The sequence below is a fragment of the Paraburkholderia oxyphila NBRC 105797 genome, from assembly GCF_000685075.1.
In the GTDB taxonomy this organism is placed as follows: domain Bacteria; phylum Pseudomonadota; class Gammaproteobacteria; order Burkholderiales; family Burkholderiaceae; genus Paraburkholderia; species Paraburkholderia oxyphila.
In genome coordinates, this window is sequence record NZ_BAYD01000108.1 from 1 (window position 1) to 25960 (window position 25960).

A 25960-nucleotide genomic window follows, 5' to 3' on the forward strand; every position below is an offset into this window, starting at 1 on the left:
GCGCTCCTTGCGGAGCGCCTTGCCGGCAAGCTTTCGTCTTCCGGTATGCCTCGCTTACTTCTTGAAGTTCGCGACGCCGTCGGTGATTTCCTTGTGCGCGGCTTCGATGCCAACCCAGCCGTCGACCTTCACCCACTTGCCCTTTTCGAGCGCCTTGTAGTTCTCGAAGAAGTGCTTGATCTGGTCCATCAGGTACGCGGGCACGTCCTCGAGCGACTTGATGTTGGCCGTCATCGGGCAGACCTTGTCGTGCGGGACTGCGATCAGCTTGGCGTCGACGCCCGACTCGTCGGTCATCTGCAGCATGCCGAGCGCGCGCGAGCGCACGACCGAACCGGCCAGCAGCGGGAACGGCGTGATCACGAGCACGTCGACGGGGTCGCCGTCGCCCGAAAGCGTCTGCGGGATGAAGCCGTAGTTGACCGGATAGCGCATGCCCGTGCCGACGAAGCGGTCGACGACGAGCAGGCCCAGGTCCTTGTCGGCTTCGTACTTGACCGGATCGCTTTGCGCCGGAATCTCGATGATCACGTTGAAGTCTTGCGGCAGATCCTTGCCGGCGGGGACATTTGCGAAGCTCATGAGCGCTCTCTGTTGAGAAGGGAAAAAGCGACGGTTGCGTGCGCGGGGCGCGGCGTGCGGCGCGGCTGAGGCCAGATCAAGCCAAACGAGGCCCGACAAAACTCAGTGCGCACGGCGCTCCGGCACGAAACCGGACGTTGGAGGTTGGCGCCCATTATAGCCAATCGGCCGCGCCGCCCGGCGCTTCGGCCCAGGGCTTTCCCGCACGCGGATGAAGTGTCCGCTGAATTCACGCGCGTGAGCGCCGCGATTGGCGCGATAATGATCGGGCCGGCGCGGCCCTGGTCCCACGCGAAGCCTGCCGAGGCCGCCCCGGCACCGTCTCCCGTTTTGCATTTCCCTTCCCTCGTTTCATTGCCCCGTTTCACTCCCCTTTTACGAGGCGCATGCATGGAAGAAGCGAAGCATTTCATCGGCGGCGAATGGCGCTCGCCCGCCAGCGGCGAGACCCTCGCCGCGATCGATCCCTCCACCGGCCAGCCGTTCGCGCAACTCGCGCGCGGCAACGCAGCCGACATCGACGCCGCAGTAACTGCTGCGCGCATGGCCTACGAAGGCGCCTGGGGCGCATTGAGCGCCGCCGAGCGCGGGCGCCTGCTGTTCAAGCTTTCCGGCCTCGTGGCCCAGCATCAGGAAGCCCTCGCGCAGCTCGAAGCCCGCGATACCGGCAAGCCGCTCAAGCAGGCGCGCGCCGACGCCGCGGCGCTCGCGCGCTACTTCGAGTTCTACGCGGGCGCCGCCGACAAGCTGCACGGCGAGACCCTGCCCTACCAGGCGGGCTACACGGTGCTCACGGTGCGCGAGCCGCACGGCGTGACGGGCCACATCGTGCCGTGGAACTACCCGATGCAGATCTTCGGGCGCAGCGTGGGCGCGGCGCTCGCGGCCGGCAACGCCTGCGTCGTGAAGCCCGCCGAGGACGCCTGCGTCTCGCTGCTCGAGGTGGCGGCGCTTGCGCGCGAAGCCGGCCTGCCCGCCGGCGCGCTGAACATCGTCACCGGACTCGGTCACGAGGCGGGCGCGGCGCTCTCCGCGCATCCGGGCATCGACCACCTCTCGTTCACGGGCTCGCCGCCCACGGGCAAGCTCGTCGCGCAGACGGCGGCCGGCAATCACGTGCCGGTCACGCTGGAGCTGGGCGGGAAGTCGCCGCAAATCGTCTTCGCCGATGCCGACTTCGACGCGGCGCTGCCCGTGCTCGTCGCGGCCATCGTGCAGAACGCGGGACAGACGTGCTCGGCGGGCAGCCGCGTGCTGATCGAGCGGGCAGCCTATGAGCCGCTCGTCGAGCGGCTCGCGGCGGCGTTCGAGGCGTTGCGCGTCGGGCCCGCGAGCGCCGATCTCGACTGCGGGCCGCTCATCAGCGAGAAGCAGCGCGCTCGCGTGCGCGACTTTCTCGACGAAGCGCAACGCGACGGCATTGCCACTGCGGCGCGAGGCAAGCTCGACGCCGATGCCCCCGCGGGTGGCTTCTACGAGGCACCGGCGCTCTTGCGCGACGTGCCGCCACAAAGCCGGCTCGCGCAGGAGGAGGTGTTCGGACCCGTGCTCGCGGCCATGCCCTTCGACGACGAAGCCGAGGCGCTCGCGCTCGCCAACGGCACGCCCTACGGGCTCGTGGCGGGGGTGTGGACGCGCGACGGCGCGCGCCAGATGCGTATGGCGCGGCGCGTGCGCGCGGGGCAGGTGTTCGTGAACAACTATGGCGCGGGCGGCGGCGTCGAGCTGCCGTTCGGCGGCACGCGCCTGTCCGGCTACGGACGCGAGAAAGGCTTCGAGGCGCTCTACGGCTTCACGGTGCTGAAGACGATTGCGCTGCGGCACGGCTAGCGCGGCTTCCCGGCGCGAGCCTCATCGATACGTCAATACACGAACATACGGAGACATCATGCGACTCACAGGCAAGACGGCTGTCGTGACGGGCGCCGGCTCGGGCTTCGGCGAAGGCATCGCGAAGACCTATGCGCGCGAAGGCGCGAACGTCGTCCTCAACGATCTGAACGGCGATGCGGCCGAGCGTGTGGCGAGCGAGATCGCGCTCGCGGGCGGCAAGGCCATCGCGGTGCAAGGCGACATCACGCGCGAAGCCGACTGGCACGCGTTGCGCGACGCGGCCATCGAGGACTTCGGCAGCGTGCAGATCGTCGTCAACAACGCGGGCACCACGCATCGCAACAAGCCCGTGCTCGAAGTGACCGAAGCCGAATTCGACCGCGTCTACGCCGTCAACGTGAAGGGCCTTTACTGGAGCGTGCGGGCCTTCGTGCCGCACTTTCGCGAGCACGGCGGCGGCGCGTTCGTCAACATCGCCTCGACGGCGGGCATCCGGCCGCGCCCGGGGCTCGTCTGGTACAACGGCAGCAAGGGCGCGATGATCGTGGCGAGCAAGGCGCTCGCCGCCGAGCTCGGCCCCGACCAGATCCGCGTGAACTGCGTGAACCCGGTGATCGGCGATACGGGCCTGACGGCAGAATTCATGGGCGTGCCCGACACACCCGAGAACCGCCAGCGCTTCATCGCGGGCATCCCGCTCGGGCGCTTTTCCACGCCGCAGGACGTGGCCAACGCGTGCCTCTATCTCGCCTCCGACGAAGCCGCGTTCATCACCGGCACCTGCATCGAAGTGGACGGCGGACGCTGCGTATAGTCTGGGTATTGCGCGTTCCGGAGTAGTCCGGCGCGCTGGGGCGCGTGCCCCAACCGCGCCCTAAGTGCTTGACTGATCAGTGTTTTCCCCGACTTTTCCGGGCCGCCGCGCCACGGCGGCCCGTATAGAATGGTCGTGCTTTAGCGTCGACTACCCGCCATCACCGGGCGGCAATACAACAAGCACGACGATCCATGTCGATGGAGACACCATGGCCAGTCCAGCAAATCACCTGCCGCATGCGGGCGCGGGCGCTCCGCCCTCCGCCTTCGAAGAAGCCACCTACCGCAAGGTCTCGTGGCGCCTGATCCCGCTTCTGATGCTCTGCTATGTGGTCGCGTATCTGGACCGCGTCAACGTGGGCTTCGCCAAGCTGCAGATGAGCACGGCGCTCAATCTCTCCGATGCGGTCTATGGCTTCGGCGCGGGGATTTTCTTCATCGGCTATTTTTTGTTCGAAGTGCCAAGCAATGTGATCCTGCATCGCGTGGGCGCGCGCGTGTGGATCGCACGCATCATGGTCACGTGGGGCCTCGTCTCGATCCTGACGATGTTCGTCACCACGCCCAGCATGTTCTACGTGATGCGCTTTCTGCTCGGCCTGTGCGAGGCCGGCTTCTTCCCCGGCATCATCCTCTATCTCACGTACTGGTATCCGGCGCACCGGCGCGGACGCATGACCACCTGGTTCATGACCGCCATCGCGCTTTCGGGCGTGATCGGCGGGCCGATCTCGGGCTGGATCCTCAAGTCCTTCGACGGCGCGAACGGCTGGCAGGGCTGGCAATGGCTGTTCCTGCTCGAAGGGCTGCCTTCGGTGATCGTCGGCGTGCTGGTGTTCTTCGTGCTCGACGACCGCATCGGCCGCGCGAAGTGGCTTTCCGCCGAAGAGCGCGCGCTGCTCGAGCGCAACATCGCCGCCGAGGACGCCACCAAGGAGGACCTCCCGCTTGCCAGGGTGCTCACGAGCGGCCGTGTGCTCGTGATGAGCTTCACCTACTTCTCGTTCGTGATGGGCCTCTATGGCGTGAGCTTCTGGCTGCCCACCATCATCAAGGCGACGGGCGTGAAGGACGCGCTCGTGATCGGCCTGCTCGCGGCGATTCCGTTCGCGGCGGCCGTGGTCGGCATGCTGCTCGCCGCGAAGAGCGCTGACCGCATGCGCGAGCGCCGCTGGCACATCGCCGTTCCGGCCGCCATCGGTGCGCTCGGCCTCGTGCTCTCGGTGACGTGGGCGCACGACACCACGCTCGCGATGACGGCGCTCACGATCGCCACCATCGGCATTCTCACCACGCTGCCCCTGTTCTGGAGTCTGCCCACCGCCTGGCTCGCGGGCACGGGCGCCGCGGCGGGCATCGCGCTCATCAACTCGATCGGCAATCTCGCGGGGTTCCTCAGCCCCTATGCGGTGGGCTGGCTCAAGCAGGTCACCGCCGCGAACGACTCGGGCATGTATATGCTCGCGGCCTTCATGATCCTCGGCGGCCTGCTCGCGCTGTGCGCGCCTGCGAGAGTGGTGAACCGCTAGCGCCGGGGCGGCGCCGCTCGAGCCGCCCGCAAAAGACAACGGCCGCTCGAAAGCGGCCGTTTTGCGTTGAAGCGCACAAGGCGCCCGAAGTGCGACGAGGCTAGACGACGTTCATCGCCAGCGCGCTCTCGCGATAGTGCGTGGCAGCCTTCTCGGCATCGCCGAGCTGCTCGTGCAGACGCGCGAGCGCGCGATGCGAGCGGATCTTGAGCGGCTCGTTATCGCTCGCGTTGGCGGACTTCAGCGCCGCCTCGAGGAACGACTGCGCCTTGCCCCAGAGCTGCTGCTTCAGGCACAGGCGGCCCAGCGCGAACAGCAGATCGCCGTCTTCGGGACGCTCCTTGCGCCACGCTTCGGCCTTCTGGATCAGCGGCAGTGCGTCGTTGCCCGGCGCAGTGGCGCCCACAGTATCCGGATAGCGGCGCAGCAAACGCGCGTCCCAGTTCTGCGCGAGCGCTTCCTCGACGATCTTGCGCGCCTCGTTCGGGCGGTCCAGCGCGATCAGCAGTTCCGCGGCGCAGTCGGCGAGACGCGGCGAATGACGCTCGATGGGCGTGAGCGCGTGCCAGAGCTCGAGCAAGGCGTCCGCGTTGTGGCGCCGGTCGCGCAGCAAGTTCTCCGCCGCGAGCTGGCGCAGCCGCACCGCCACGGCCGGATGCAGCGCCTCGCGCTTTTCCAGCGTCTTCACGAGCTTGAGCACTTCGCTCCAGTTCTTGAGCTGCTGCTGCGCGCGCAGCGCGATCTGCTGCGCGTGGATGCGGCGGCCGCCCTGCGAGCGCATTTCGGTGAGCGCGGCGAGCGCCCCGTCCGCGTCGCGGCCATCGGCGCGCATGTCGGCGGTGGCCATGAGGCGCGCTTCCTGGAGGTCGGGGTCGTCCACCTGCGTGAGCCAGTCGTCGCGGCGCGCGTACTCGTGCAGACGATGCGCGGCGTTCGCGGCGATCAGGCCCGCTGCGCCCTTGTTCTTCTCGTCCACGAGCGAATCGCGCGCAGCCTTTTCGGCACGCGAGAAACGGCCCGCATAGAGATTGCCCACGGCATCGCGCAGTGCCGAGTTGGCCTTTTCCGTGCGCATGCGCGCGCGGTAGGCGGCGACGCGGCGCGGCATCGTCACGATGTTGCGCGCGAAGCGCAGGATCGCGTAGAGCAGCAGGAACGTCACCACGATGCCCACCACGAAGAGGTTGAGCGAGACGTCCACGCGATACGGCGGATAGACGAGCAGCACCTGCCCGGCGTCGAAGCGGCCGACAGTGGCCAGCGCGACGGCAACGGCGAAGAGGATCGCTAGCCAGATAAGTCCACGGATCGCCATGTCTTACTCCCGGCTCCGGTATTGCTGAAGCGCCTTCAGGCTCTCGTCGAGCGTGGGCAGCGTGACCGCGCCCGAGCCCGCGTCCACTTGCTTGAGCAGGTCGCGGACGTTCTGCGTTTCCTTCGACGCGCTGTCGAAGTAGCGCGCGAGCGCGGTGTCGGCGGCGGCGAGGTCGCACTTGAGCGTGGTCTCGTTGCGCGAGAGCAGCGAGAGGCGCGCCGAGAGCAGGCGCAGCTTCAGATTTTCGCGCACGAAGTAGCCCTGGTCGGGCGAGACGAGCATGGCGTCGGCATTGTCGATGCGGCGCACCTGCACGAGACTCGTGAGCTGCTTGCCGATGCCGGAGACGAAGGTGTCGAGCCACGCCCGCCAGCGCGGTTCGCCAGTGGCGGAAGCCGTTTTCGCGACGTCCACGGGTGCGGCAGCCTCGGGCTTCGTGTGCGCGACGATCGCTTCGCCCGCGAGCGGCAGCGTGTCGACGGCGGCCAGCGCCGTGTCGAGCTTGATCGCGAGCCCCGCGAGATCCGTGGACGGTGCGGCCTTGAGCTTGTCGACGTCCTGCGCGATGGCCTTGCGCACGGCTAGCGCCTGCGGGCTGTCCGAGGCGGCGAGACGCGTGTCCGCGCTTTGCAGCGCGAACAGCGCGAGCTGCGTGTTGCCGGTGAGCTGAAGCTGCTCGCTTGCACTCGAGAGCATCTGGCCGACTTCGGCGAGCGTCCAGTCGTCGCGGTTCTTGGCGAGATCGGCGTATTGCTGCGCGAGCGCCTGCTGCGAGGTTTGCGCGTCGGCGATCTTGCCTTCGAGCAGCGACATCTGCTTGTCGATCTGCTGCGCGCTCGCCACGGCCTCATCGGCGCGCGCGCGCAGCGCGGCGCTCTGCTGGTCGGCGGCCTGCTGGCGCTGCACGAGCGCGGCGTCCACGCGGTCGAGCTTGCGGTTGAGCGCGTAGCCGCCCGCCCCCGCGCCCGCCGCGACCAGCACGACGACGAGCCAGAGGATCGCGGTGCCCGCGCCGCCGCGCCGCGCGTTCGCGGGCTGCGTGTAAGGCGTGGATGAATAAGAGGACGAAGGGGATGCTGGACGCGCACTCGCGGCGGCCGGCTGGGCGCCCTGGCTGCCGGGGTTGCCTTGCGCCGTGGCGCCCGGATTGGGAACGCGGCTGGAATCGTTCGAATCAGTCATGCGTGATTGTGCCGGCGGCGAGGCCGGGTTGTTCTGAACCGGTTGAGCCGCAAGCTGCGCGGCCGAAGGTGCATCGGCTGGTGCTACGGAAGAAACCGAGGATCCCGCAAGGCCCAGCAGCGTCTCGGCGATGCGCTCGTCGCCCGCGCCGGACACCGTAATCCTATCAAAACCCAATCCGCGCGCCGTCTCGGCGATCCGCCCATGGGGCGCGACGAGCGGCGCGTGGCGCAGCTCGACGATCTCGCCCGCCGTGAGGTGCTCGCGCGCAAGCTCGTCGAGATTGCGCACGCCTTCGGAGCTGGTCACGAGCCACGCGTGTGGCGCGCCTTCGAGCAGCGCATGCACCGTCTCCCAGGCGCCGATCGGCGGCTCGGGCACGACGCGCCGATAGGCCGCGACGGCCTCGACTTCGGCGCCCGCTTCGCGCAGGCGGTCGGCGAGCCATTCGCGGCCGCCGTCGCCGCGCACGATCAGCACGCGCTTGCCCGCGAAGGCATCGGCGCCGAGTGACATTTCGAGCGCGGTGTAGAGCGATTCGGAGTCGAAACGTGCCGGTTCCTCGTCGGCGGCGCCCGCCGGGCTGATCACGCGATGCGCGGGCGCCGCGACGCCGTGGCGCGCGAGCGCGGCCACGCTCGCGGGGCCCACCACGGCGACCGGCAGCGCGTGCGGCCAGATCGACGAAATCGTGCCGTAGCACGTAAACGCACGGTCGACGGCGTTCGGCGAGACAAACACCACGAGCGCATAACGGTCGAGCGCGCCGAGCGCTTCGCGCAACGGTGCGTCGTCGCGCACGGGTTCGATCGTGATGAGCGGGAATTCGAGCGTGCGCAGACCGCGCGCCTCGAGCTGCGCGGCGAGCGCCTGCGATTGACCGGCCGGACGGGTAATGACGACGGTGAACGGCTCAGACGCGCGCGGACCCTGACCTGCAGCGGAACCCGAAGCGGCGCGGCCCGATGACGGCCCGCGCATCGGCGCACCGCCCGCCCCCATGCCAGGGTCAGCCGGCCCGCCCCATTCGTCGGGCTGCGCGGGAGCGTTCACGCCGCCGCGTCGCGGCTGCCACCGGGCCGTCATCGCGCGCCCGTGCCGTCTGGCGCGGCGCCGCCCGAACCGCCCGTGCCGCTCTTGCCGGCCGGCGGCGTGTTCGGCGCGCTGGCTTCATCGGCAGCCGCTTCGGAAAGCGCGCGCACGATCTCGAGCGCGCCCTGGGCGATCAGCGCGTCGGCGACCTCGCGGCCCAGCGCGACGGCGTCTGCGACTGTGGCCGGCGCGGCCTCGCCCTCGGCGGCGAGCACGCGGCTCGCATCGGGCGTGGCAATGGTGCCGCGCAGCGTGAGGCGCCCGTCTTGCCACTGCGCGTAAGCGGCGAGCGGCACCGAGCAGCTGCCGCCCAGCGCCCGCGAAACCATGCGCTCCGCCTCCACGGCCTTCGCAGTGGCGTCGTCGTGCAGCGGCGCGAGCCAGGCGGCCATGTCGGCGCGGTCGGCGCGGATCTCGATGCCGAGCGCGCCCTGCCCCGCCGCCGGCAGGCTGTCCGCCGGCTCGAGCAGCGCGCGGATGCGCGCGCCGAGCCCGAGGCGCTTGAGCCCCGCCGCCGCCAGAATGATGGCCGCGTAGTCGCCACGGTCGAGCTTGCCGAGGCGCGTGTCGAGGTTGCCGCGTAGCGGCTTCACGTCGAGGTGCGGATAGCGCGCGCGGATCATCGACTCGCGGCGCAGGCTGGAGGTCCCCACGACGCTGCCCGGCGGCAGCGCCGCGAGCGAGTCGTAGTCGTTGGAGACAAAGGCGTCGCGCGGGTCTTCGCGCTCCATGATGGCCGTGAGCGCGAAGCCTTCGGGCAGCTCCATGGGCACATCCTTGAGCGAATGCACGGCGAGATCGGCGCGGCCCTCAGCCAGCGCCTGCTCCAGCTCCTTGACGAACAGACCCTTACCGCCGACTTTCGACAGCGTGCGATCGAGAATTTGATCGCCGCGCGTCGTCATTCCGACGATTTTCACGTCGCAGGATGGATATAATTTGTGCAGCGCAGCTTGAACATGCTCGGCCTGCCACATCGCGAGGCGGCTCTCCCGCGAAGCGATCACTAGGGTGCAGGGCGTGGGCGCGGATAAGGACTCGGAATTCATGGCAAGCACATCGAATGACGGGTTCAAAAAACAATATCGGATAACAGGCAATGTTAGCACGCGCCCCTTTTTCGGCAGGCCGCCTGGCCGCCGAAGGGCCCACGAAGCCCTTGATGGAGCGCGTGCGGTGGCAAGGAAGAGACCCGGATCGGCGCGCCGCGCCCGAACCCGAGCCGCGCGCGCGGCGTCGAGTCCCCCCTGCGTCCCCAACGTTCCCCGGCAAAACCGGCCCTGTCCGATCCGTCCGCTCGCTGTCTCATAATGTGCGCACGCTGTGCCCGCCCGGGCACGTGCGGCACGCACAGGATGGCCCGTCCATCCACATGTCCTGAGTTGCACCCGTTGTACCCCCGACCGCGGCCCACGCCGCGGCCATGCAGTTGGCAGTTCCCGTTTAACTTGTCCATCTCCTGGCTAGTCCTGAGGAAAACATCGTGAAGTCTTCCGGATCGGCGCGCGCAGAGCGCCGCAACAACGCATCGCAGAACGCCTCTTCCACGGCTGCCGAAACGGCAGCCCCGTCGTCGCCGAAAAAAGCCAAAGCGACGACAACCGTGAAAGCCTCGACCAAGACCACGAAGGCCACGAAAACGGCAGACGCGACGAAGACCACGAAGGCCCCTAAAGCCACCCAAGTCACGCAACTCACTCAAGCCAACAAGGCCGCGAAGGCCCCGCAAGCCGCCCCGAAGCCCGCGGCTGCCGCCCGCAACGCGCGCGCGCGCGACGACAAGGACCAACCGCTGTTCGAGGACATCCGCTACCTCGGCCGGCTGCTCGGCGACGTGCTGCGCGAGCAGGAAGGCGACGCCGTGTTCGACGTGGTGGAGACGATCCGCCAGACGGCCGTGCGTTTTCGCCGCGAAGAGGACAACACGGCCGCGCTCGCGCTCGAGAAGCAGCTTCGCGCGCTCTCGCCCGAGCAGACCGTGAGCGTCGTGCGCGCGTTCAGCTACTTCTCGCATCTGGCGAACATCGCCGAGGACCGCCACCGCAACCGCCGCCGCCGCATCCACGACCTCGCCGGCTCGGCGCCGCAGGCGGGCACCATCGCGCATTCGCTCGAGCGCCTCGCCCAGGCGGGCGCGGCCGCGACGCCCGTGCTCCAGCAGTTCTTCAACGACGCGCTGATCGTGCCCGTGCTCACCGCGCACCCCACGGAAGTGCAGCGCAAGAGCACGCTCGATTCGCAGCACGACATCGCGCGCCTGCTCGCCGAACGCGACCAGCCGCTCACGCATCGCGAGCGCGAGCAGAACGACGCGCTCCTGCGTGCGCGCGTGACCTCGCTCTGGCAAACGCGCATGCTGCGCGACTCGCGCCTGACCGTGGGCGACGAAATCGAGAATGCGCTGTCGTACTACCACACGACCTTCCTCACCGAGATCCCCGCGCTGTACGGCGAGATCGAGACGTCGCTCAAGGAGCACGGCCTCTCCGCGCGCCTGCCCGCGTTCTTCCAGATGGGCAGCTGGATCGGCGGCGACCGCGACGGCAATCCGAACGTCACCGCCTCCACGCTCGAAGAAGCGAGCGAGCGCCAGGCGCAGGTGATCCTGCAGCACTACCTCGACGAAGTGCACAAGCTCGGTGCGGAGCTTTCCGTGTCGAACCTGCTCGCCGGCGCGAGCGCCGAGCTCCAGGCCCTTGCCGAGGCCTCGCCCGACCAGTCGCCGCACCGCGTGGACGAGCCGTACCGCCGCGCGCTGATCGGCGTCTATACGCGCCTCGCGGCCAGCGCGCGCGTGCGCCTGGGCGAAGGCGTGGTCGCGGTGCGCAGCGCGGGCCGCAACGCCCAGCCCGTGCGCGCGCAGCCCTATGCCGATGCGGCCGAGTTCTCGCGCGACCTGCATATCCTGATGGATTCGCTCGCCGAGCATCATGGCGCGTCGCTCGCCACGACGCGTCTCGCGCCGCTGATGCGCGCCGTCGACGTGTTCGGCTTCCACCTCGCGTCGATCGACCTGCGCCAGAGCTCGGACATCCACGAGGCCGTGATCGCCGAGCTGCTCGCGCGCGCGGGCGTCGTGGCCGACTACGCCGCGCTCAGCGAAGAAGAGAAGCAGACCGTGCTGCGCGCGCAGCTCGCCGACGCGCGCCCGCTGCGCTCGCCCTACCTCGACTATTCCGACCTCGTGAAGAGCGAGCTCGGCGTGCTGGAGATGGCGCGCGTAACGCGCGAGAAGTTTGGCGCGCGCGCGGTGCGCAACTACATCATCTCGCACACCGAAACGGTTTCCGACCTGCTCGAAGTGATGCTGCTGCAAAAGGAAACGGGCCTCATGAGCGGGCGTCTGGGCCACGCCGAGGATCCGGCGAAGGCCGCGCTGATGGTGATCCCGCTCTTCGAGACGATTCCCGACTTGCGCAACGCCACGCACATCATGCGCGACCTGCTCGCGCTGCCGGGCATCGACAGCATCGTCGAACACCAGGGCAACGAGCAGGAAATCATGCTCGGCTACTCGGACAGCAACAAGGACGGCGGCTTCCTCACCTCGAACTGGGAGCTTTACCGCTCCGAGCTCGCGCTGGTCGCGCTCTATCGCGAGCGCGGCATCACGCTGCGCCTGTTCCATGGCCGCGGCGGCACGGTGGGCCGCGGGGGCGGCCCGACCTACAACGCGATCCTCTCGCAGCCGCCGGGCACGGTCGAAGGCCAGATCCGCCTCACCGAGCAGGGCGAAGTCATCGCGAGCAAGTTCGGCAACCCGGAGATCGGCCGCCGCAACCTGGAAACAGTGATCGCCGCCACGCTCGAAGCCACGCTGCTGCCGATGGGCAAAGCCGCGGGCAACTCGCCCGATCAGCTGCCCGTGTTCGAAGAGACGATGCAGAAGCTCTCCGACGCGGCGATGGCGGCGTACCGCTCGCTCGTCTACGAGACGCCCGGCTTCACCGACTACTTCTTCGCCTCGACGCCGATCACCGAGATCGCCGAGCTCAACATCGGCAGCCGGCCCGCCTCGCGCAAACTGCAGGACCCGAAGAACCGCAAGATCGACGACCTGCGCGCGATTCCCTGGGGCTTCTCGTGGGGCCAGTGCCGTTTGCTGCTCACGGGCTGGTACGGCTTTGGCAGCGCGGTGGCTTCGTATCTCGACGAAGCGGGCAACGACGCGGAGCGCACGCGCCGTCTCGCGCTCTTCAAGAAGATGTACAAGACCTGGCCGTTCTTCTCGAACCTGCTCTCGAACATGGACATGACGCTCGCGAAGACGGACCTCGCGGTGGCGTCGCGCTATGCGCAGCTCGTCACCGACAAGAAGCTGCGCAAGCACGTGTTCGACCGCATCGTGGCCGAGTGGGAGCGCACGACCCGCGTGCTCGACGAAATCACCGGCACGAGCGGGCGTCTGGCCGACAACCCGCTGCTCGCGCGTTCGATCAAGAACCGCTTCCCGTATCTCGATCCGCTCAATCACTTGCAGGTCGAGCTGATCAAGCGCTATCGCGCCGGCGACCCGAGCCCGCGCGTGCGGCGCGGTATCCATCTGACGATCAACGGGATTGCTGCGGGGTTGCGTAATACGGGCTGATGGAGCGGCTCGTTTGAGCGTTTGCGCTCATGCATGAACGGCGTCGTGCCTTTGCGGGCACGACGCCGTTTTTTATTGCGTGGCGAGAGGTGGGTGCTCATCGGACATCGCCCAACATGCCCCGTCCGGCATCACGACAACTCAGTTGCGGCCTGCACGCCGAATCCACAGTGCGAGCAATGCGATGGCCAACACCGCGAAGACATCAACGACCGCCAGCACCGGTAACGGGTTGGTCCACTTGTCCATGTTGGTGGTGCGGCTGTAGTACGGCGGCCCGCTGCCATACGCTTCACTCAAGTTGATCCAGTTGAATGCCGCGATCAACAACATCAGCGCAATCATGATGGCCAGAAGCAGGACACGAGTTGAACGGTTCATGGGTAGCGGACCGTCAAGGGAACATAGCAGTCGGAGTCGCCGGTTGCCGCCTTCAGGTCTGCTGCGAAGCTTTCCATCTGACCGCGCAGATTGATGCAGCCAGCACTACCGGCGTGTGTACCGCCATGGATGAAAAATCCGCCACGTCCAAAAGTCTGCGTGCCCGGAAAAACGTGAATCGTGAGCCGATGATCCCCCCAAGCAGCGCGTGGCGCAATGTTGTACCAGTGATTGGTCCACATCTGCGAGGGCTGTACCCAATACTGTCCAGGCGGAATTGGCCCAACGCGGCCTTCGCGTTGTCGGGCGGTAGAGTAATCAAAGCCGCCGTCGTCCGAGGGACGGCCGGACACAGCGGCATAGCCGCGCCCCCCGGCACCGATCATCGTTAGAAAGCGCCCATCAAACCGAAGCGATACGTTACCTCGGGCACAAGTGGGAACGCTCGGTATGCCGCGCTCAGTCGCGTAGGGAGTTGCCATGGCATCGTTGCGCAGGAAACGGAATTCGCTGATTCTAGCGAATCGTTATCGCCTCCCACTTGTCTAATGACAATCTCCAGACTCTGAACAAAGTGTGACCGTCAATACGGCTCGCTCTGTCGCGACGCACGGGTTCAAGCCAACCCGAACAGCTCGACCGGAGCGCCCCGCCTGCCTCTTAGTCGCGCCGCGTCGCCTCAATCATCAGCGCGTCGAGCTTGAACGAGCAATCGCTCTGTACATCGAAGTACTCACGCACTTCATCTGGCGCGCGCTCCCACATCGAGCGGATCGCCGTCACGCGCTCGGGCGGCGTGCGCATGCGCGCGACCCACGTGTCGAAGTCGAGCGCGATGCGCCAGCGCTCGCTCACCTTCGCGTCGAACCCCGCGCGATCGAGCATCGCGAGCCATTCATCGGCGCGGTAGTCGCGGATATGCGAAGCGTCGCGCAACAACTCGATCGCCTGGATGTGCACGTCGTAAAGCGGGTCGTCGACACCGGCGATGTCGATGAACTTCAGCCGCCCACCGGGCTTGAGCACGCGGTGCACCTCGGCGAGCGCGCGCGGCACGTCGCGCCAGTGGTGCGCGCTCATGCGGCTGACCGCCCAGTTGAAGGTGGCGTCGGCGAACGGCAGCGTCTCGGCGGCGCCCTGCTGCGTGCGGATGGTCGCGAGGCCCCGCTCTTTCGCGGCCGCCTCGACCGTGGCGAGCATCTGCGGGGCAATGTCGTAGGCCACGACTTCGCGCACGTGCGGGGCCACCGCGAAGCTCGCATGGCCCGCGCCGCAGCCCATGTCCAGCACCGTGGCATTGCCGCAGGTGGCCGCGAACGTCGCGGCGAGGTTCTCCAGATCCGCGCCGCTCGCGTGGACCTGGCTCGTGAGGTAGGCGGCGGCGGTCGAGCCGAACGCGTCGGCGACCTGATCGTGATGCTTCATCGCTTGCTCCTTGTGCGGGGTGAGCGCTCTGCCGGCGCTTCCGATGGCTCCGGTGCGTGGCGTGCGCTCGTCCTGGTTCTTCGTTGTTGAGCGCCAGACCGTCGTCCACGGTCTGACGCAGGCGCTTGTGGCTTTCCCCGGGCGGGTCAGGCGCGGCGGCCCGGCGCCGCGTCAGCCGTTACAATAGAGCCCGTTCTGTACCAGTACAAGTTAAGCAATTATTCTGGTATCGCCAGCACCTGTCCGACATCTCATGAGCATCGATACATCCGCCTCCGCAGTCGAACCCGGTTCCGCGAAGACGCTCGACGCGACGCCCGCCCGCGCGCTGGGCGAATTCATCCGCGCCCATCGCGAGCGGCTCTCGCCGCAGGAAGTCGGTCTCGCACCGGGCCCGCGCCGCCGCACGCCGGGCCTGCGCCGCGAGGAAGTCGCGCAGCTGTGCGGCGTGAGCCCCACCTGGTACACGTGGATCGAGCAGGGCCGGCCCGTCTCGGCCTCGGCGGATGCGCTCGCGCGCATCGCCGTCGCGCTGCGCCTCTCGCGCGCCGAGCGCGCCTATCTGTTCGAGCTGGCCGCCCAGCGCGACCCCGCCGAGCCCGACCCGGCCAGCGCCGCGGATGCGCCCGCCACGCTGCTGCAGACCGTGCAGCTGGTGGACGCCCCCGCCTACGTGCTCGACCGCCAGTGGACCGCGCTCGCCTGGAACGCCCATGCCGCGGACCTTTTCACGGGCTGGCTCGACGGCGGGCACGACCGCAATCTGCTGCGCTTCACCTTCACGGAACCGCTCGGGCGCGAACTGATCGTCGACTGGGAGACGCGCGCGCGGCGCCTCGCCGCCGAATTCCGCGCCGATTCGATCCGCCACCTGAACGACGCGCCCACGCGCGCACTGATCGATTCGCTGCTGGCCGCGAGCGACGAGTTCGCGCGCTTCTGGGGCTCGCAGGACGTGTTCGAGCGCGAAGGCGGCCGGCGCGAGTTCAATCATCCGCGCCATGGCCGCGTCGCCTACGACCAGATCACGCTCAAGCCCGCGCACCGCGAAGACCTGAAGCTGGTCGTGCTGGTGCGACTCTGAGCGCGGCGGCGCGGGGCGCTGCAAGCCGGCCCGGCCCGCCGCCTGCGCGGATCGCCCGCGCCGCTTGGCCCAGCCCCGTCGCCACGCCGCCCGGTCACCGACGCCGGTATGCCCGCGCCAGTCACCGCGCCATGCCGCCCGGTCACCGGCAGCCCACCCCGCCGATGGTAAAATCGGCTTCTTTCCCGCCGTGCGCCGCATTCCCGCGAGACCGCCCGGCCCGCGCTTTTTCACGCTCATCGCTCGTTCACGCCCATCACCATGACGTCCCAACTGCACAAAAAAGGCGAAGCCTGGTCGGCTCGCTTCTCCGAGCCCATGTCGGAGCTGGTCAAACGCTATACGTCGTCGGTCTTCTTCGACAAGCGCCTCGCGCTCGTCGATATCGAGGGCTCGCTCGCGCACGCGTCGATGCTGGCTGCGCAGAAGATCATCTCCGCCGACGACCTCGCCGCCATCCAGGGCGGCATGGCGCAAATCAAGGGCGAGATCGAGCGCGGCGAATTCGAGTGGCTGCTCGACCTTGAAGACGTGCACCTGAACATCGAGGCGCGCCTCACCGCGCTGATCGGCGACGCGGGCAAGCGCCTGCACACGGGCCGCTCGCGCAACGACCAGGTCGCGACCGACATCCGCCTGTGGCTGCGCGGCGAGATCGACCGCATCGGCGGCCTGCTCGGCGACCTGCGCGGCGCGCTGCTCGATCTGGCCGAGCAGCACGCGGGCACGATCATGCCCGGCTTCACGCACCTGCAAGTGGCGCAGCCGGTCACCTTCGGCCATCACCTGCTCGCCTACGTGGAGATGTTCACGCGCGACGCCGAGCGCATGGCCGACTGCCGCAAGCGCGTGAACCGCCTGCCGCTCGGCGCGGCGGCGCTCGCGGGCACGAGCTATCCGATCGACCGCTTCGCCGTGGCGAAGACGCTGGGCTTCGACGGCATCTGCGCGAACTCGCTCGACGCCGTCTCCGACCGCGACTTCGCGATCGAATTCACGGCCGCATCGGCGCTCGTGATGACGCACGTCTCGCGCTTCTCGGAAGAGCTGGTGCTGTGGATGAGCCCGCGCGTGGGTTTCATCGATCTGGCCGACCGCTTCTGCACGGGCTCGTCGATCATGCCGCAGAAGAAGAACCCGGACGTGCCCGAGCTCGCGCGCGGCAAGACCGGCCGCGTGAACGGCCATCTGATGGCGCTCCTCACGCTGATGAAGGGCCAGCCGCTCGCGTACAACAAGGACAACCAGGAAGACAAGGAACCGCTGTTCGACACCGTCGATACGGTGGCCGACACGCTGCGCATCTTCGCGGAGATGGTCGCCGGCATCACGGTGAAGGAGCAGGCGATGCGCGCGGCCGCGCTGCAAGGCTTCTCGACCGCCACCGACCTCGCCGACTACCTCGTGAAGAAGGGCCTGCCGTTCCGCGACGCGCACGAAGCGGTTGCGCACGCGGTGCGCATCTGCGTGGACCGCAATTGCGATCTCGCGGATCTCACGCTCGACGAAATGCGCCGCGAGCTGCCGGCGGTCTCGCAGTTGCTCGGCGAGGACGTGTTCGAAGTGCTGACGCTCGAAGGATCGGTCTCGGCGCGCAACCATGCGGGCGGCACCGCGCCGGAACAGGTGCGCGCGGCCATCGCGGCGGCACGCGCAGCGCTCAAGTAAGAGCGGCTCGCTCGCCGGGCCATCATGGGGCCTTCACGTGACCCTCACGTGGCCATGATGCGAGTGCGAACTGCCTGAAAAGCGGGCGCGCGACAAACACCGTCGCGCGCCCGCTTTTTCGTTGGCATGCCCCCACGCGCACGTGCCAGCCGCCTCGCGCTGTGCCCGGCGTGAAGTTTCCGAAGTGTGCGCTCGATGTTCGCGCCCCACGTCTTATCATGGCGCATAAGACTCGTGGCCGGCCCCACCCCGGCTTTGCCCGCCCAGCCCCTGCTCACCCGCTCCGATGATCGTCCGCCCTCACCTCCACTGGTTCCGCATGCTGCTCGCGTGGCGCGGCTCCGTGCTGCCCCAGCTCCTGCCGCGTCTGCTGCTCGTGCTGGTCATATCCATCGTGGCCGTCGCCGCGCACGATCACATCCTCAAGCTCACGGTGAACCTGAGCACCGTGCCGTTCTCGCTCATCGGCATCGCGCTCGCGGTGTTCCTCGGCTTTCGCAACAGCGCGAGCTACGACCGCTACTGGGAAGGCCGCAAGCTGTGGGGGCAGATGCTCAACGAGTCGCGCTCGCTCGTGCGCGAGTCGCTCACGCTCGTGCAGAGCGACGACCCTCGCACGCACGTGCGCCCATTCGCCGAGCTGCTCTGCGCGCTGCCGCACGCGCTGCGCCACCAGTTGCGCCGCACCGACCCGCGCGCCGATCTCGAAGCGCGCCTGCCGCGCGACGTGTTCGAGCGCGTGATGGCCTCGCGCTACCGTCCCATGACGCTCGTGCAGTGCGCCTCCGAATGGCTGCGCAACGAGGCCCGCGCGGGCCGCGTCGACGGTTACGCGGTGCTCGCCTTCGAGCACAATTTCAATGGACTCTCGGATGTGATCGGCGGCTGTGAACGCATCGTTTCCACGCCGCTGCCGTTCGCCTACACGGTGATGATTCACCGCACCGTGTACTTCTTCTGCGCGCTGCTGCCCTTCGGGCTCGTCGACAGCATCGGCGCACTCACGCCGATCTTCGCGGTGTTCGTGGCCTACGCGTTCATGGCGCACGAGGCGATTGCCTCGCAGCTCGAAGACCCGTTCGGCACCGAAGACAACGACCTCGCGCTCAACGCGATGTCGGAGGGCATCGAGGTCGCGCTGCACGACTTGCTGGGCGAGCCCACCTCGTTGCCCGCGCGCGCGCCGGAACAGTTCATCATCGACTGAAAATAAAACAGGCGCCCGGACGTGTATCCGGGCGCCTGTTTTCTGGTCAAGCTGCTACGCAAATGGCTAGCGGCTGATCACCGGTTGTCCACCGTCTCCGACAAGCGCTTGAGCGTCGCGAGCCGCGCCCCGAGCAGGTCGAGGCGTGCACGCTCGTCGATGAGCGGCGTGGTCGCGTCGCGATACGCGCGCCACGCGCTTTGCGCACGCGAAAGCGCTGGCCGCGAGTGGGCCGGCATGCGCGCATACAGCTTGCGGTAGTAGCGATTCAGGTCGTAGCTCACGTGCTCGCAACGCGCATCGGCGCTACAGGCGCGCGCGACCGGCGGCGCGTCGCCTGAGGCCGCCGTTGCCTGGCCGCGCAGCGAGAGCGCGCGGTCGCGCACCGGCTGCAGGCGCATGTCCGCTTCGTAGAGCTGATAGGTCGAGCCGCTCGTGGTCGCGAAGGCCGCGCCGAGCATCGTGTCCTCGGCATCGCGCCACGCCGACCACTTGTCCTGGCTAACACGCCAGCGCTTTTGCTGCGCGGGCGGCAGCTTCGCGATCAGCTGTGAGAGCGCCGCGTCGGCGGCGCTGCGCCACGCGGTGCGCGCGTCGTCCATGCACTGGATCTGGCCCGCCGTCGAGGAGCGGTCGGCGCGCGCGAGACACGTGCGCATGCCCGCGTCGATCGGATCGGCGGCCGCCACCTCGGCATGCGCCGCGGGCGCCGCCGCCAACCCCGCCACCAGCGTCATGCCAAGGGTCGCCGCCGTCGCCAGCGCCGTCACGAAAGAACGCAGGATCCGCACGGTCATGCCGCCCGAGCCCGCGCTCAAGCGCGCACGCAGTCCACGAAATACTCGATGCGGCCGTTGATGGTCTCGCCCACGAGTCCGTGGATGTCGGTGTGGAAGCCCGGGAAGCGCTCGTTGAATTCGCGCGCGAACTTCAGGTAGTTCACGATCGTCTTGTTGAAGCGCTCGCCCGGAATCAAGAGCGGAATGCCCGGCGGATACGGCGTGAGCAGGATCGACGTGACGCGGCCTTCGAGCTCGTCGATGGGCACCCGGTCGATCTCGCGGTGCGCGAGTTTCGCGAACGCGTCGGACGGCTTCAACGCGGGCTCCATGTCCGAGAGGTACATCTCGGTCGTGAGGCGCGCGATGTCGTTGGCGCGGTAGACGCTGTGAATCTGCTGGCACAGGTCGCGCAGGCCCACGCGCTCGTACATCGGATGCTGCGCGACGAACTCGGGCAGCACGCGCCAGAGCGGCTGGTTGTTGTCGTAGTCGTCCTTGAACTGCTGGAGCTCCGTGACCATCGAATTCCAGCGGCCCTTGGTGATGCCGATCGTGAACATGATGAAGAACGAGTAGAGCCCCGTCTTCTCGACGATGATGCCGTGCTCGGCCAGGTACTTCGTGACGATGGCCGCGGGAATGCCGGTCTCGCCGAAGTCGCCTTCCACGTCCAGACCCGGCGTGACGATGGTCGCCTTGATCGGGTCGAGCATGTTGAAGCCTTCGGCGAGCGCGCCGAAGCCGTGCCAGCGGTCGTTCGGGCGCAGCATCCAGTCTTCGCGCGAGCCGATGCCTTCTTCCGCGAGATCGTCCGGGCCCCAGACCTTGAAGAACCAGTCGTCGCCGTATTCGGCGTCGACCTTGCGCATGGCGCGGCGGAAGTCGAGCGCCTCGGCGATCGACTCTTCCACGAGTGCGGGGCCGCCCGGCGCTTCCATCATCGCCGCGGCCACGTCGCACGACGCGATGATCGCGTACTGCGGGCTCGTGGACGTGTGCATCAGATACGCTTCGTTGAAGCGGTGACGGTCGAACACGCTGTCTTCCGAATCCTGCACGACGATCTGCGAGGCCTGCGAGATGCCGGCGAGCAGCTTGTGCGTCGAGTGCGTCGCGAACACCAGCGCCTTGGTGCGCGGGCGCCCCGCGCCGATCGCGTGCATGTCCTGGTAGAACTCGTGGAACTCGGCGTGCGGCAGCCAGGCTTCGTCGAAGTGCAGCGTGTCGAGCATGTCGCCGAGCAGGTCCTTGATCATCTCGACGTTGTAGACGACGCCGTCATAGGTGCTCTGCGTGATCGTCAGAATGCGCGGCTTTACGTTCGGGTTCTTCTCGAGCGCTTCGCGCGCGAACGGATTCGCGAGGATCTTCTTGCGGATGTTTTCCGGCTTGAACTCGTCGCGCGGAATCGGGCCGATGATGCCAAAGTTGTTGCGCGTGGGCGTGAGGAACACAGGAATCGCGCCCGTCATCGTGATCGCGTGCAGGATCGACTTGTGGCAGTTGCGGTCCACCAGCACGATGTCGCCCGGCGCCACCGTTGCGTGCCAGACGATCTTGTTGGACGTGGACGTGCCGTTGGTCACGAAGAACACGTGGTCGGCGCTGAAAATGCGCGCCGCGTTGCGCTCCGAAGCCGCAACCGGACCCGTGTGATCGAGCAGCTGGCCAAGCTCCTCGACCGCATTGCAGACGTCGGCGCGCAGCATGTTCTCGCCGAAGAACTGGTGGAACATCTGGCCAAGCGGGTTCTTCAGGAACGCCACGCCGCCCGAGTGCCCCGGGCAGTGCCACGAGTACGAACCTTCGTCGGCGTACTTCACGAGTTCCTTGAAGAACGGCGGCGACAGCGCGTCGAGATACACCTTCGCTTCGCGGATCACGTGGCGCGCGACAAACTCCGGCGTGTCCTCGAACATGTGAATGAAGCCGTGCAGCTCACGCAGGATGTCGTTGGGCAAATGGCGCGAGGTGCGCGTTTCGCCGTACAGGAAGATGGGGATGTCGGCGTTACGCTTGCGCACCGCCTCCATGAACGTGCGCAGCGTGACGATCGCGGGCGCGTGCTCCGGTGCTTCGCCATCGGTGCCTTCCACGTAGGGCAGCAGCTCGTCGTCGTCGATCGAGAGGATGAAGCAGGCGGCGCGACTCGATTGCTGCGCGAACGACGTCAGGTCGCCGTAGCTCGTCAGCCCGAGGACTTCCGCGCCCTCTTTCTCGATGGCTTCGGCCAGTGCCCGGATGCCGGAACCCGAGATGTTCTCGGAGCGAAAGTCTTCGTCAATGATGACGACGGGAAAACGAAACTTCATGGGCGATTCTCCAAAAGAAACGACCGCTGCATGTAACGCGCAGCGGTCCCCGTATGTCGTATGTCCGGTGGGTTGTGTGCGCTCGAACGTCAGGTCTTCGGCAAGGTCACGCCGTGCTGGCCTTGATACTTGCCGCCGCGGTCCGCGTAAGACACTTCGCAAACCTCGTCGCTCTCGAAGAAGAGCACTTGGGCGACGCCTTCGTTCGCGTAGATTTTGGCAGGCAAAGGTGTCGTATTCGAGAATTCGAGCGTCACATAGCCCTCCCACTCGGGCTCGAACGGCGTGACGTTCACGATGATCCCGCAGCGCGCATAGGTGGACTTGCCCAGGCACACCGTCAGGACCTTGCGCGGAATGCGGAAATACTCGACCGTGCGCGCGAGCGCGAACGAGTTCGGCGGGATGATGCAGACGTCGCCCTTGAAGTCCACGAACGACTTTTCGTCGAAGTTCTTCGGGTCGACGATCGTCGAATTGATGTTCGTGAAGATCTTGAATTCGTCGGCGCAGCGGATGTCGTAGCCGTAGCTCGAGGTGCCGTAGCTCACGATCTTGCGGCCGTCTTCCGAGGTGCGGACCTGGTCGCGCACGAACGGCTCGATCATCTGATGCTCTTCGGCCATGCGCCGGATCCACTTGTCGGATTTGATTGCCATGTTGCGCTACGGTCCAGTAAAAACAGGGAACGAAAAAGAAATGTGCGGGAAGCCGCCCGCGGGCAGGCCCATCGAGGAGGGAAACGCCTCGCGCGCCTGGCCGCCCCGCCAAGGGCGCTCTGCCAGGCGCGACCCGCCGGCGTGCCCCACCAGGCGTGCCCCACTAGGCGTGCCCCACGAAAGGCGCCTATTTTACGCGATGTGGATGACTGTGCCTGGAAGTGCACGCGAGGGGCACATCAAGTGCATGTCGAGCACGCACAAATGCGCACTTACCAGTGCCATGCGCAGGCGGCTCACGCGCCGCGTCACTGCGCCTTGATCACGCCGCAGGCGAGCGCGGGGCCGGTGCCGCGCGCCGGATACGCGTAGGGGTCGATGGCGTCGTGATGCACGAGCACCGAGCGCTGCAGCACCGAGCGCACGCCGTCGAGCGAAACGTCCGGCGCCACGATGAAGCCGGTGGCCACGCCATTGGAATCCGCGTGGATGTTGCCGAGGTCGCCCTCCACGCGCGCGCCGGGTTTCAGGCGGTCGGCCGCGGGCGCGAACACGGCGCCGGCGCTCGAGGCGTCCGCGGCGTTGCAGTCGCCGCGATCGTGGACTTGTATCGCATGGTCGCTATCGGGTGGCAGGCCAGCGAGGTTGTAGCTCACCTGCACGCCGTCCGAGCGCTCGACGAACGACACGGTGCCCCGCACCTGGTTGCCGACGGTAGGCAAGACCTGCGCGAGCGCGCGCTTGTCCTGCTGGCCCATGAAGCTCGTGCAGCCCGCCAGCAGCGTGCACACGGCCACGGCCAGCACGGCTGCGTTGCCCGCCAGCCTGTTCTCGCCCCTGTCGATTCCTTTACCCATGCGATCCTCATGTCCGCACGCGGCCGCCCCTGCGGCCGTCGATCCGGACCTTTGAATGCAACATGATACCGCGCAGAGGGCCTTGCGCGCGCCTCATGTGAGCGCTGTCTTACACGCTGCGAGCCTTGCGCAGCAAGGCGCACGGGGTGCGACACCCACGCGCTGCACGGCATCGGCTCGAGACGGCCCGACAGGCCTGCCCGAGCGAGCCGCCGGTGCTCAGGTGTTCTGCACGACGATGGTCGGGAACTTCGAGGTCATGTCGCGCGCGCGCTCCGCAATCTGCACCGCGATGCGACGCGCAATCGCCTTGTAAGTCGCCGCCACGGCGCTGTCTGGATCGGCCACCACGGTCGGATGGCCCGAGTCGGCCTGCTCGCGAATGCCGATGTCGAGCGGCAGGCTGCCGAGTACCTCGACGCCGTATTCCTTCGCCATGCGCTCGCCGCCGCCCGCGCCGAAGATGTGCTCGGCATGGCCGCAATTCGAGCAGACGTGCACGGCCATGTTCTCGACGATGCCGAGGATGGGGATGCCCACCTTCTCGAACATCTTGAGACCCTTCTTCGCGTCGAGCAGCGCGATGTCCTGCGGCGTCGTCACGATCACGGCGCCCGTGACCGGCACGCGCTGCGAGAGCGTGAGCTGGATGTCGCCCGTGCCCGGCGGCATGTCCACCACCAGATAGTCGAGCTCGCGCCAATTGGTCTGACGCAGCAGCTGCTCGAGCGCCGAGGTGGCCATCGGCCCGCGCCAGACCATCGGATTGTCCTGCTCAATCAGGAAGCCGATCGAGTTGGCCTGCACGCCGTGCCCTTCGAGCGGGTTCATCGACTGGCCGTCGGGCGATTCGGGGCGGCCCTCGATGCCGAGCATCATCGGCAGCGACGGGCCGTAGATGTCCGCATCGAGCACGCCGACCGAAGCGCCCTCGGCCGCCAGCGCGAGCGCGAGGTTCACGGCGGTCGTGCTCTTGCCAACGCCGCCCTTGCCCGAAGCGACGGCGACAATATTCTTCACGTTCGGCAACAGCTTCACGCCTCGCTGCACCGTGTGCGCAGCCACCTCATGGCGCACCGTCACGCGGCTCGACTTCACGCCGGGCACCGCCGCAAGCGCGCCTTCCACCTGCGCGCGGACCGCGTCGTACTGGCTCTTCGCCGGATAGCCAAGCACGATCTCGACGCCCACCGTGTCGCCGTCGATCGCGACGTTGCGCACCCCTTTTGCCGCTGCGTACGGCCGGCCCGTGTTCGGATCCGCGAGGGCCGCCAGCGCGGCGTCGACCAATGCCCGATCAATGCTCATTGAAACTCCGTGTCCAAGAAATGCGTCGGCACCCGCGTGGCCCGGAAGGCCGCGCAGTGTCATGCCAGCGCCGGAAAACGCAAGAAATTGTTAAGCTCGATTGCGCAAATCACTGCGACAAGGCACGCTTCGCGGCAGCGGCCCTTTTTGCACCTAAGCAGCACTTGTCAAGCCGTCGCCTAGCGATGCTTCGCAAGTAGCAAAATGACTCACGCAAGCTCCCAAGCCGTCATTGTAGTAGTTGCAGGCGCGCGCCGTCCGAAGACCCTTGGCCCAGTCGGGGCCTGCGCGCGGCGCAAGGAGCCGTCCCGTTCCACTCAAGAGAGGATTGAAAAATGAACACAAGAATCTTGACCCGTCTGTCCGTCTTCGCCATCGCCGGCGCGCTCGTCGCCGGCTGCGCGACCCAGCAGGGCACCAACACGGCTGTCGGCACCGGCATCGGCGCCGGCACGGGCGCCGCCATCGGCGCGATCTTCGGCGGTGGCAAGGGCGCGGCGATCGGCGCGGGCGCCGGCGCGCTGGTCGGCGGTGTGGCGGGCTACAACTGGACCGCCATTCACAACAAGCTCACGGGCGCCACCAAGGGCACCGGCACGCAGATCACCGAGCAGCCGGACGGCTCGCTCAAGCTCAACATCCCGAGCAACGTGACCTTCGACACCAACAGCTACGCGATCAAGCCGTCGTTCGCGCCGGTGCTCGACCAGGTTGCGCAGACGCTGCAGCAGAACCCGGAAGTGGTCGCGCAGGTCGTCGGCCATACGGATAACACGGGCCAGCCCGCCTACAACCAGACGCTGTCGGTCAATCGCGCCCAGAGCGTGGTGAACTACCTCGGCTCGCGCGGCGTGGCCATGCAGCGCATGGCAGCCGATGGCCGCGGCGACACCCAGCCGATCGCCGACAACAGCACCGAAGCCGGCCGCGCCGCGAACCGCCGCGTGGAAATCTACCTGCGCGCGACGGCACAGCACCAGGGCGGCTAAGCGCTCCGGGCGGCACCGCAAGTTGCAGCACACGCAACTTGCGGCGCGCAACGCGAAAACAGCGACAGGACGAGCGGGACGGCTGCAAAGTCGTCCCGCTTGCATTTCTGCCCGAGCGAGGCGGCTGCAATCGGGCCGGACATCGGCGCCGGGAATGTCCCGCAAGCCTGGCCAGCCGGCGGAGTCGGCAAAGCGAAAAATTTTTCGAACTCTCTTTCAACTCCGCTGTCTTTCTTTACGGTACGTGTGCGGTTACGCCGCCACGTCACCATTCTCCTCTTGTCGTTGTTGCTCCGGGGCCATCCTGCCCCGGTTTTTTTTGCCCGCGATATTTGCAGACGTCGAGCCGCA

20 protein-coding genes are annotated in these 25960 nt (G+C 67.5%); 8 read left to right on the forward strand and 12 right to left on the reverse strand.

What is annotated here, in order from left to right; translation table 11 throughout:
• Positions 1-54 precede the first annotated feature (54 nt).
• Positions 55-582, reverse strand: coding sequence for an inorganic diphosphatase (gene ppa / locus BO1_RS39415; protein WP_028222277.1), 528 nt, complete (start codon positions 580-582; stop codon positions 55-57).
• A 390-nt stretch (positions 583-972) separates the two neighbouring features.
• Between ppa and BO1_RS39420 the strand changes: the two genes are divergently transcribed.
• The 3 genes from BO1_RS39420 (at position 973) to BO1_RS39430 (ending at position 4760) form a co-directional block, all read left to right on the forward strand.
• Entirely contained in the window at positions 973-2412 is a 1440-nt protein-coding gene (locus BO1_RS39420) for an aldehyde dehydrogenase family protein (protein WP_028222278.1), read from the forward strand.
• Positions 2413-2470: 58 nt separating this feature from the next.
• Positions 2471-3229 carry an SDR family oxidoreductase gene (locus tag BO1_RS39425; protein ID WP_028222279.1) on the forward strand — a complete coding sequence of 253 codons (759 nt, stop codon included), beginning with the start codon at positions 2471-2473 and terminating at the stop codon, positions 3227-3229.
• Between the two features lie 211 nt (positions 3230-3440).
• A complete protein-coding gene (locus tag BO1_RS39430; RefSeq protein WP_028222280.1) occupies positions 3441-4760 on the forward strand; it encodes an MFS transporter in 1320 nt (439 codons plus the stop codon).
• 100 nt (positions 4761-4860) lie between these two features.
• On the opposite strand, the gene BO1_RS39435 is transcribed toward BO1_RS39430, so the two are convergent.
• The 3 genes from BO1_RS39435 to hemC all read right to left on the reverse strand — a co-directional run bounded on the left by BO1_RS39435 (position 4861) and on the right by hemC (position 9398).
• Positions 4861-6075, reverse strand: a complete 1215-nt coding sequence (locus BO1_RS39435) for a heme biosynthesis protein HemY (protein WP_028222281.1) — start codon at positions 6073-6075, stop codon at positions 4861-4863.
• 3 nt (positions 6076-6078) lie between these two features.
• The gene (gene hemDX, locus BO1_RS39440; RefSeq protein ID WP_028222282.1) at positions 6079-8238 is read right to left on the reverse strand and encodes a fused uroporphyrinogen-III synthase HemD/membrane protein HemX; all 2160 of its coding nucleotides are present in this window, start codon (positions 8236-8238) and stop codon (positions 6079-6081) included.
• Between the two features lie 101 nt (positions 8239-8339).
• The gene (gene hemC / locus BO1_RS54680) at positions 8340-9398 is read right to left on the reverse strand and encodes a hydroxymethylbilane synthase (protein ID WP_043288543.1); all 1059 of its coding nucleotides are present in this window, start codon (positions 9396-9398) and stop codon (positions 8340-8342) included.
• Positions 9399-9832: 434 nt separating this feature from the next.
• Here hemC and ppc point away from each other — a divergent pair, with 434 nt between their 5' ends.
• On the forward strand, positions 9833-12937 hold the full coding sequence (gene ppc / locus BO1_RS39450) for a phosphoenolpyruvate carboxylase (protein ID WP_028222283.1): 3105 nt from the start codon (positions 9833-9835) through the stop codon (positions 12935-12937).
• A 141-nt stretch (positions 12938-13078) separates the two neighbouring features.
• Here ppc and BO1_RS39455 read toward each other — a convergent pair whose 3' ends face one another.
• The 3 genes from BO1_RS39455 to BO1_RS39460 all read right to left on the reverse strand — a co-directional run bounded on the left by BO1_RS39455 (position 13079) and on the right by BO1_RS39460 (position 14743).
• Positions 13079-13318, reverse strand: a complete 240-nt coding sequence (locus tag BO1_RS39455) for a hypothetical protein (RefSeq protein WP_028222284.1) — start codon at positions 13316-13318, stop codon at positions 13079-13081.
• The gene (locus BO1_RS61830; RefSeq protein ID WP_167338433.1) at positions 13315-13800 is read right to left on the reverse strand and encodes a tlde1 domain-containing protein; all 486 of its coding nucleotides are present in this window, start codon (positions 13798-13800) and stop codon (positions 13315-13317) included. The genes BO1_RS39455 and BO1_RS61830 overlap by 4 nt, the downstream gene beginning before the upstream one ends.
• 178 nt (positions 13801-13978) lie before the next feature.
• On the reverse strand, positions 13979-14743 hold the full coding sequence (locus BO1_RS39460; RefSeq protein WP_028222285.1) for a class I SAM-dependent methyltransferase: 765 nt from the start codon (positions 14741-14743) through the stop codon (positions 13979-13981).
• Positions 14744-14996: 253 nt separating this feature from the next.
• On the opposite strand from BO1_RS39460, the gene BO1_RS39465 reads away from it, so the two are divergent.
• The 3 genes from BO1_RS39465 to BO1_RS39475 all read left to right on the forward strand — a co-directional run bounded on the left by BO1_RS39465 (position 14997) and on the right by BO1_RS39475 (position 18702).
• Complete coding sequence (locus BO1_RS39465; protein ID WP_156992654.1) at positions 14997-15827, forward strand: helix-turn-helix transcriptional regulator; 831 nt, start codon at positions 14997-14999, stop codon at positions 15825-15827.
• Positions 15828-16088: 261 nt separating this feature from the next.
• Positions 16089-17495, forward strand: a complete 1407-nt coding sequence (gene argH, locus BO1_RS39470; protein ID WP_028222287.1) for an argininosuccinate lyase — start codon at positions 16089-16091, stop codon at positions 17493-17495.
• A 286-nt stretch (positions 17496-17781) separates the two neighbouring features.
• Positions 17782-18702, forward strand: coding sequence for a bestrophin family protein (locus BO1_RS39475; RefSeq protein WP_028222288.1), 921 nt, complete (start codon positions 17782-17784; stop codon positions 18700-18702).
• A gap of 77 nt (positions 18703-18779) precedes the next feature.
• On the opposite strand, the gene BO1_RS39480 is transcribed toward BO1_RS39475, so the two are convergent.
• The 5 genes from BO1_RS39480 to apbC all read right to left on the reverse strand — a co-directional run bounded on the left by BO1_RS39480 (position 18780) and on the right by apbC (position 24620).
• Positions 18780-19499 (reverse strand): lysozyme inhibitor LprI family protein, encoded by a 720-nt coding sequence (locus BO1_RS39480; protein ID WP_043288547.1) that lies wholly within the window; start codon positions 19497-19499, stop codon positions 18780-18782.
• A gap of 17 nt (positions 19500-19516) precedes the next feature.
• Complete coding sequence (locus tag BO1_RS39485; protein ID WP_028222290.1) at positions 19517-21796, reverse strand: arginine/lysine/ornithine decarboxylase; 2280 nt, start codon at positions 21794-21796, stop codon at positions 19517-19519.
• Between the two features lie 89 nt (positions 21797-21885).
• Entirely contained in the window at positions 21886-22455 is a 570-nt protein-coding gene (gene dcd, locus BO1_RS39490; RefSeq protein WP_028222291.1) for a dCTP deaminase, read from the reverse strand.
• 308 nt (positions 22456-22763) lie between these two features.
• Positions 22764-23312: a superoxide dismutase family protein gene (locus BO1_RS39500; RefSeq protein WP_028222292.1), complete on the reverse strand. Its 549-nt coding sequence runs from the start codon at positions 23310-23312 to the stop codon at positions 22764-22766.
• A 219-nt stretch (positions 23313-23531) separates the two neighbouring features.
• A complete protein-coding gene (gene apbC, locus BO1_RS39505; RefSeq protein ID WP_028222293.1) occupies positions 23532-24620 on the reverse strand; it encodes an iron-sulfur cluster carrier protein ApbC in 1089 nt (362 codons plus the stop codon).
• A gap of 335 nt (positions 24621-24955) precedes the next feature.
• Between apbC and BO1_RS39510 the strand changes: the two genes are divergently transcribed.
• Positions 24956-25609, forward strand: a complete 654-nt coding sequence (locus BO1_RS39510) for an OmpA family protein (RefSeq protein WP_028222294.1) — start codon at positions 24956-24958, stop codon at positions 25607-25609.
• Positions 25610-25960: the final 351 nt, after the last annotated feature.

Coding starts and splice junctions, on each gene's coding strand:
- ppa (WP_028222277.1), bottom strand. CDS start 582: ATGAGCTTCGCAAATGTCCCCGCCGGCAAGGATCTGCCGCAAGACTTC.
- BO1_RS39420 (WP_028222278.1), top strand. CDS start 973: ATGGAAGAAGCGAAGCATTTCATCGGCGGCGAATGGCGCTCGCCCGCC.
- BO1_RS39425 (WP_028222279.1), top strand. CDS start 2,471: ATGCGACTCACAGGCAAGACGGCTGTCGTGACGGGCGCCGGCTCGGGC.
- BO1_RS39430 (WP_028222280.1), top strand. CDS start 3,441: ATGGCCAGTCCAGCAAATCACCTGCCGCATGCGGGCGCGGGCGCTCCG.
- BO1_RS39435 (WP_028222281.1), bottom strand. CDS start 6,075: ATGGCGATCCGTGGACTTATCTGGCTAGCGATCCTCTTCGCCGTTGCC.
- hemDX (WP_028222282.1), bottom strand. CDS start 8,238: ATGCGCGGGCCGTCATCGGGCCGCGCCGCTTCGGGTTCCGCTGCAGGT.
- hemC (WP_043288543.1), bottom strand. CDS start 9,398: ATGAATTCCGAGTCCTTATCCGCGCCCACGCCCTGCACCCTAGTGATC.
- BO1_RS39455 (WP_028222284.1), bottom strand. CDS start 13,318: ATGAACCGTTCAACTCGTGTCCTGCTTCTGGCCATCATGATTGCGCTG.
- BO1_RS61830 (WP_167338433.1), bottom strand. CDS start 13,800: ATGGCAACTCCCTACGCGACTGAGCGCGGCATACCGAGCGTTCCCACT.
- BO1_RS39460 (WP_028222285.1), bottom strand. CDS start 14,743: ATGAAGCATCACGATCAGGTCGCCGACGCGTTCGGCTCGACCGCCGCC.
- BO1_RS39465 (WP_156992654.1), top strand. CDS start 14,997: ATGAGCATCGATACATCCGCCTCCGCAGTCGAACCCGGTTCCGCGAAG.
- argH (WP_028222287.1), top strand. CDS start 16,089: ATGACGTCCCAACTGCACAAAAAAGGCGAAGCCTGGTCGGCTCGCTTC.
- BO1_RS39475 (WP_028222288.1), top strand. CDS start 17,782: ATGATCGTCCGCCCTCACCTCCACTGGTTCCGCATGCTGCTCGCGTGG.
- BO1_RS39480 (WP_043288547.1), bottom strand. CDS start 19,499: ATGACCGTGCGGATCCTGCGTTCTTTCGTGACGGCGCTGGCGACGGCG.
- BO1_RS39485 (WP_028222290.1), bottom strand. CDS start 21,796: ATGAAGTTTCGTTTTCCCGTCGTCATCATTGACGAAGACTTTCGCTCC.
- dcd (WP_028222291.1), bottom strand. CDS start 22,455: ATGGCAATCAAATCCGACAAGTGGATCCGGCGCATGGCCGAAGAGCAT.
- BO1_RS39500 (WP_028222292.1), bottom strand. CDS start 23,312: ATGGGTAAAGGAATCGACAGGGGCGAGAACAGGCTGGCGGGCAACGCA.
- apbC (WP_028222293.1), bottom strand. CDS start 24,620: ATGAGCATTGATCGGGCATTGGTCGACGCCGCGCTGGCGGCCCTCGCG.
- BO1_RS39510 (WP_028222294.1), top strand. CDS start 24,956: ATGAACACAAGAATCTTGACCCGTCTGTCCGTCTTCGCCATCGCCGGC.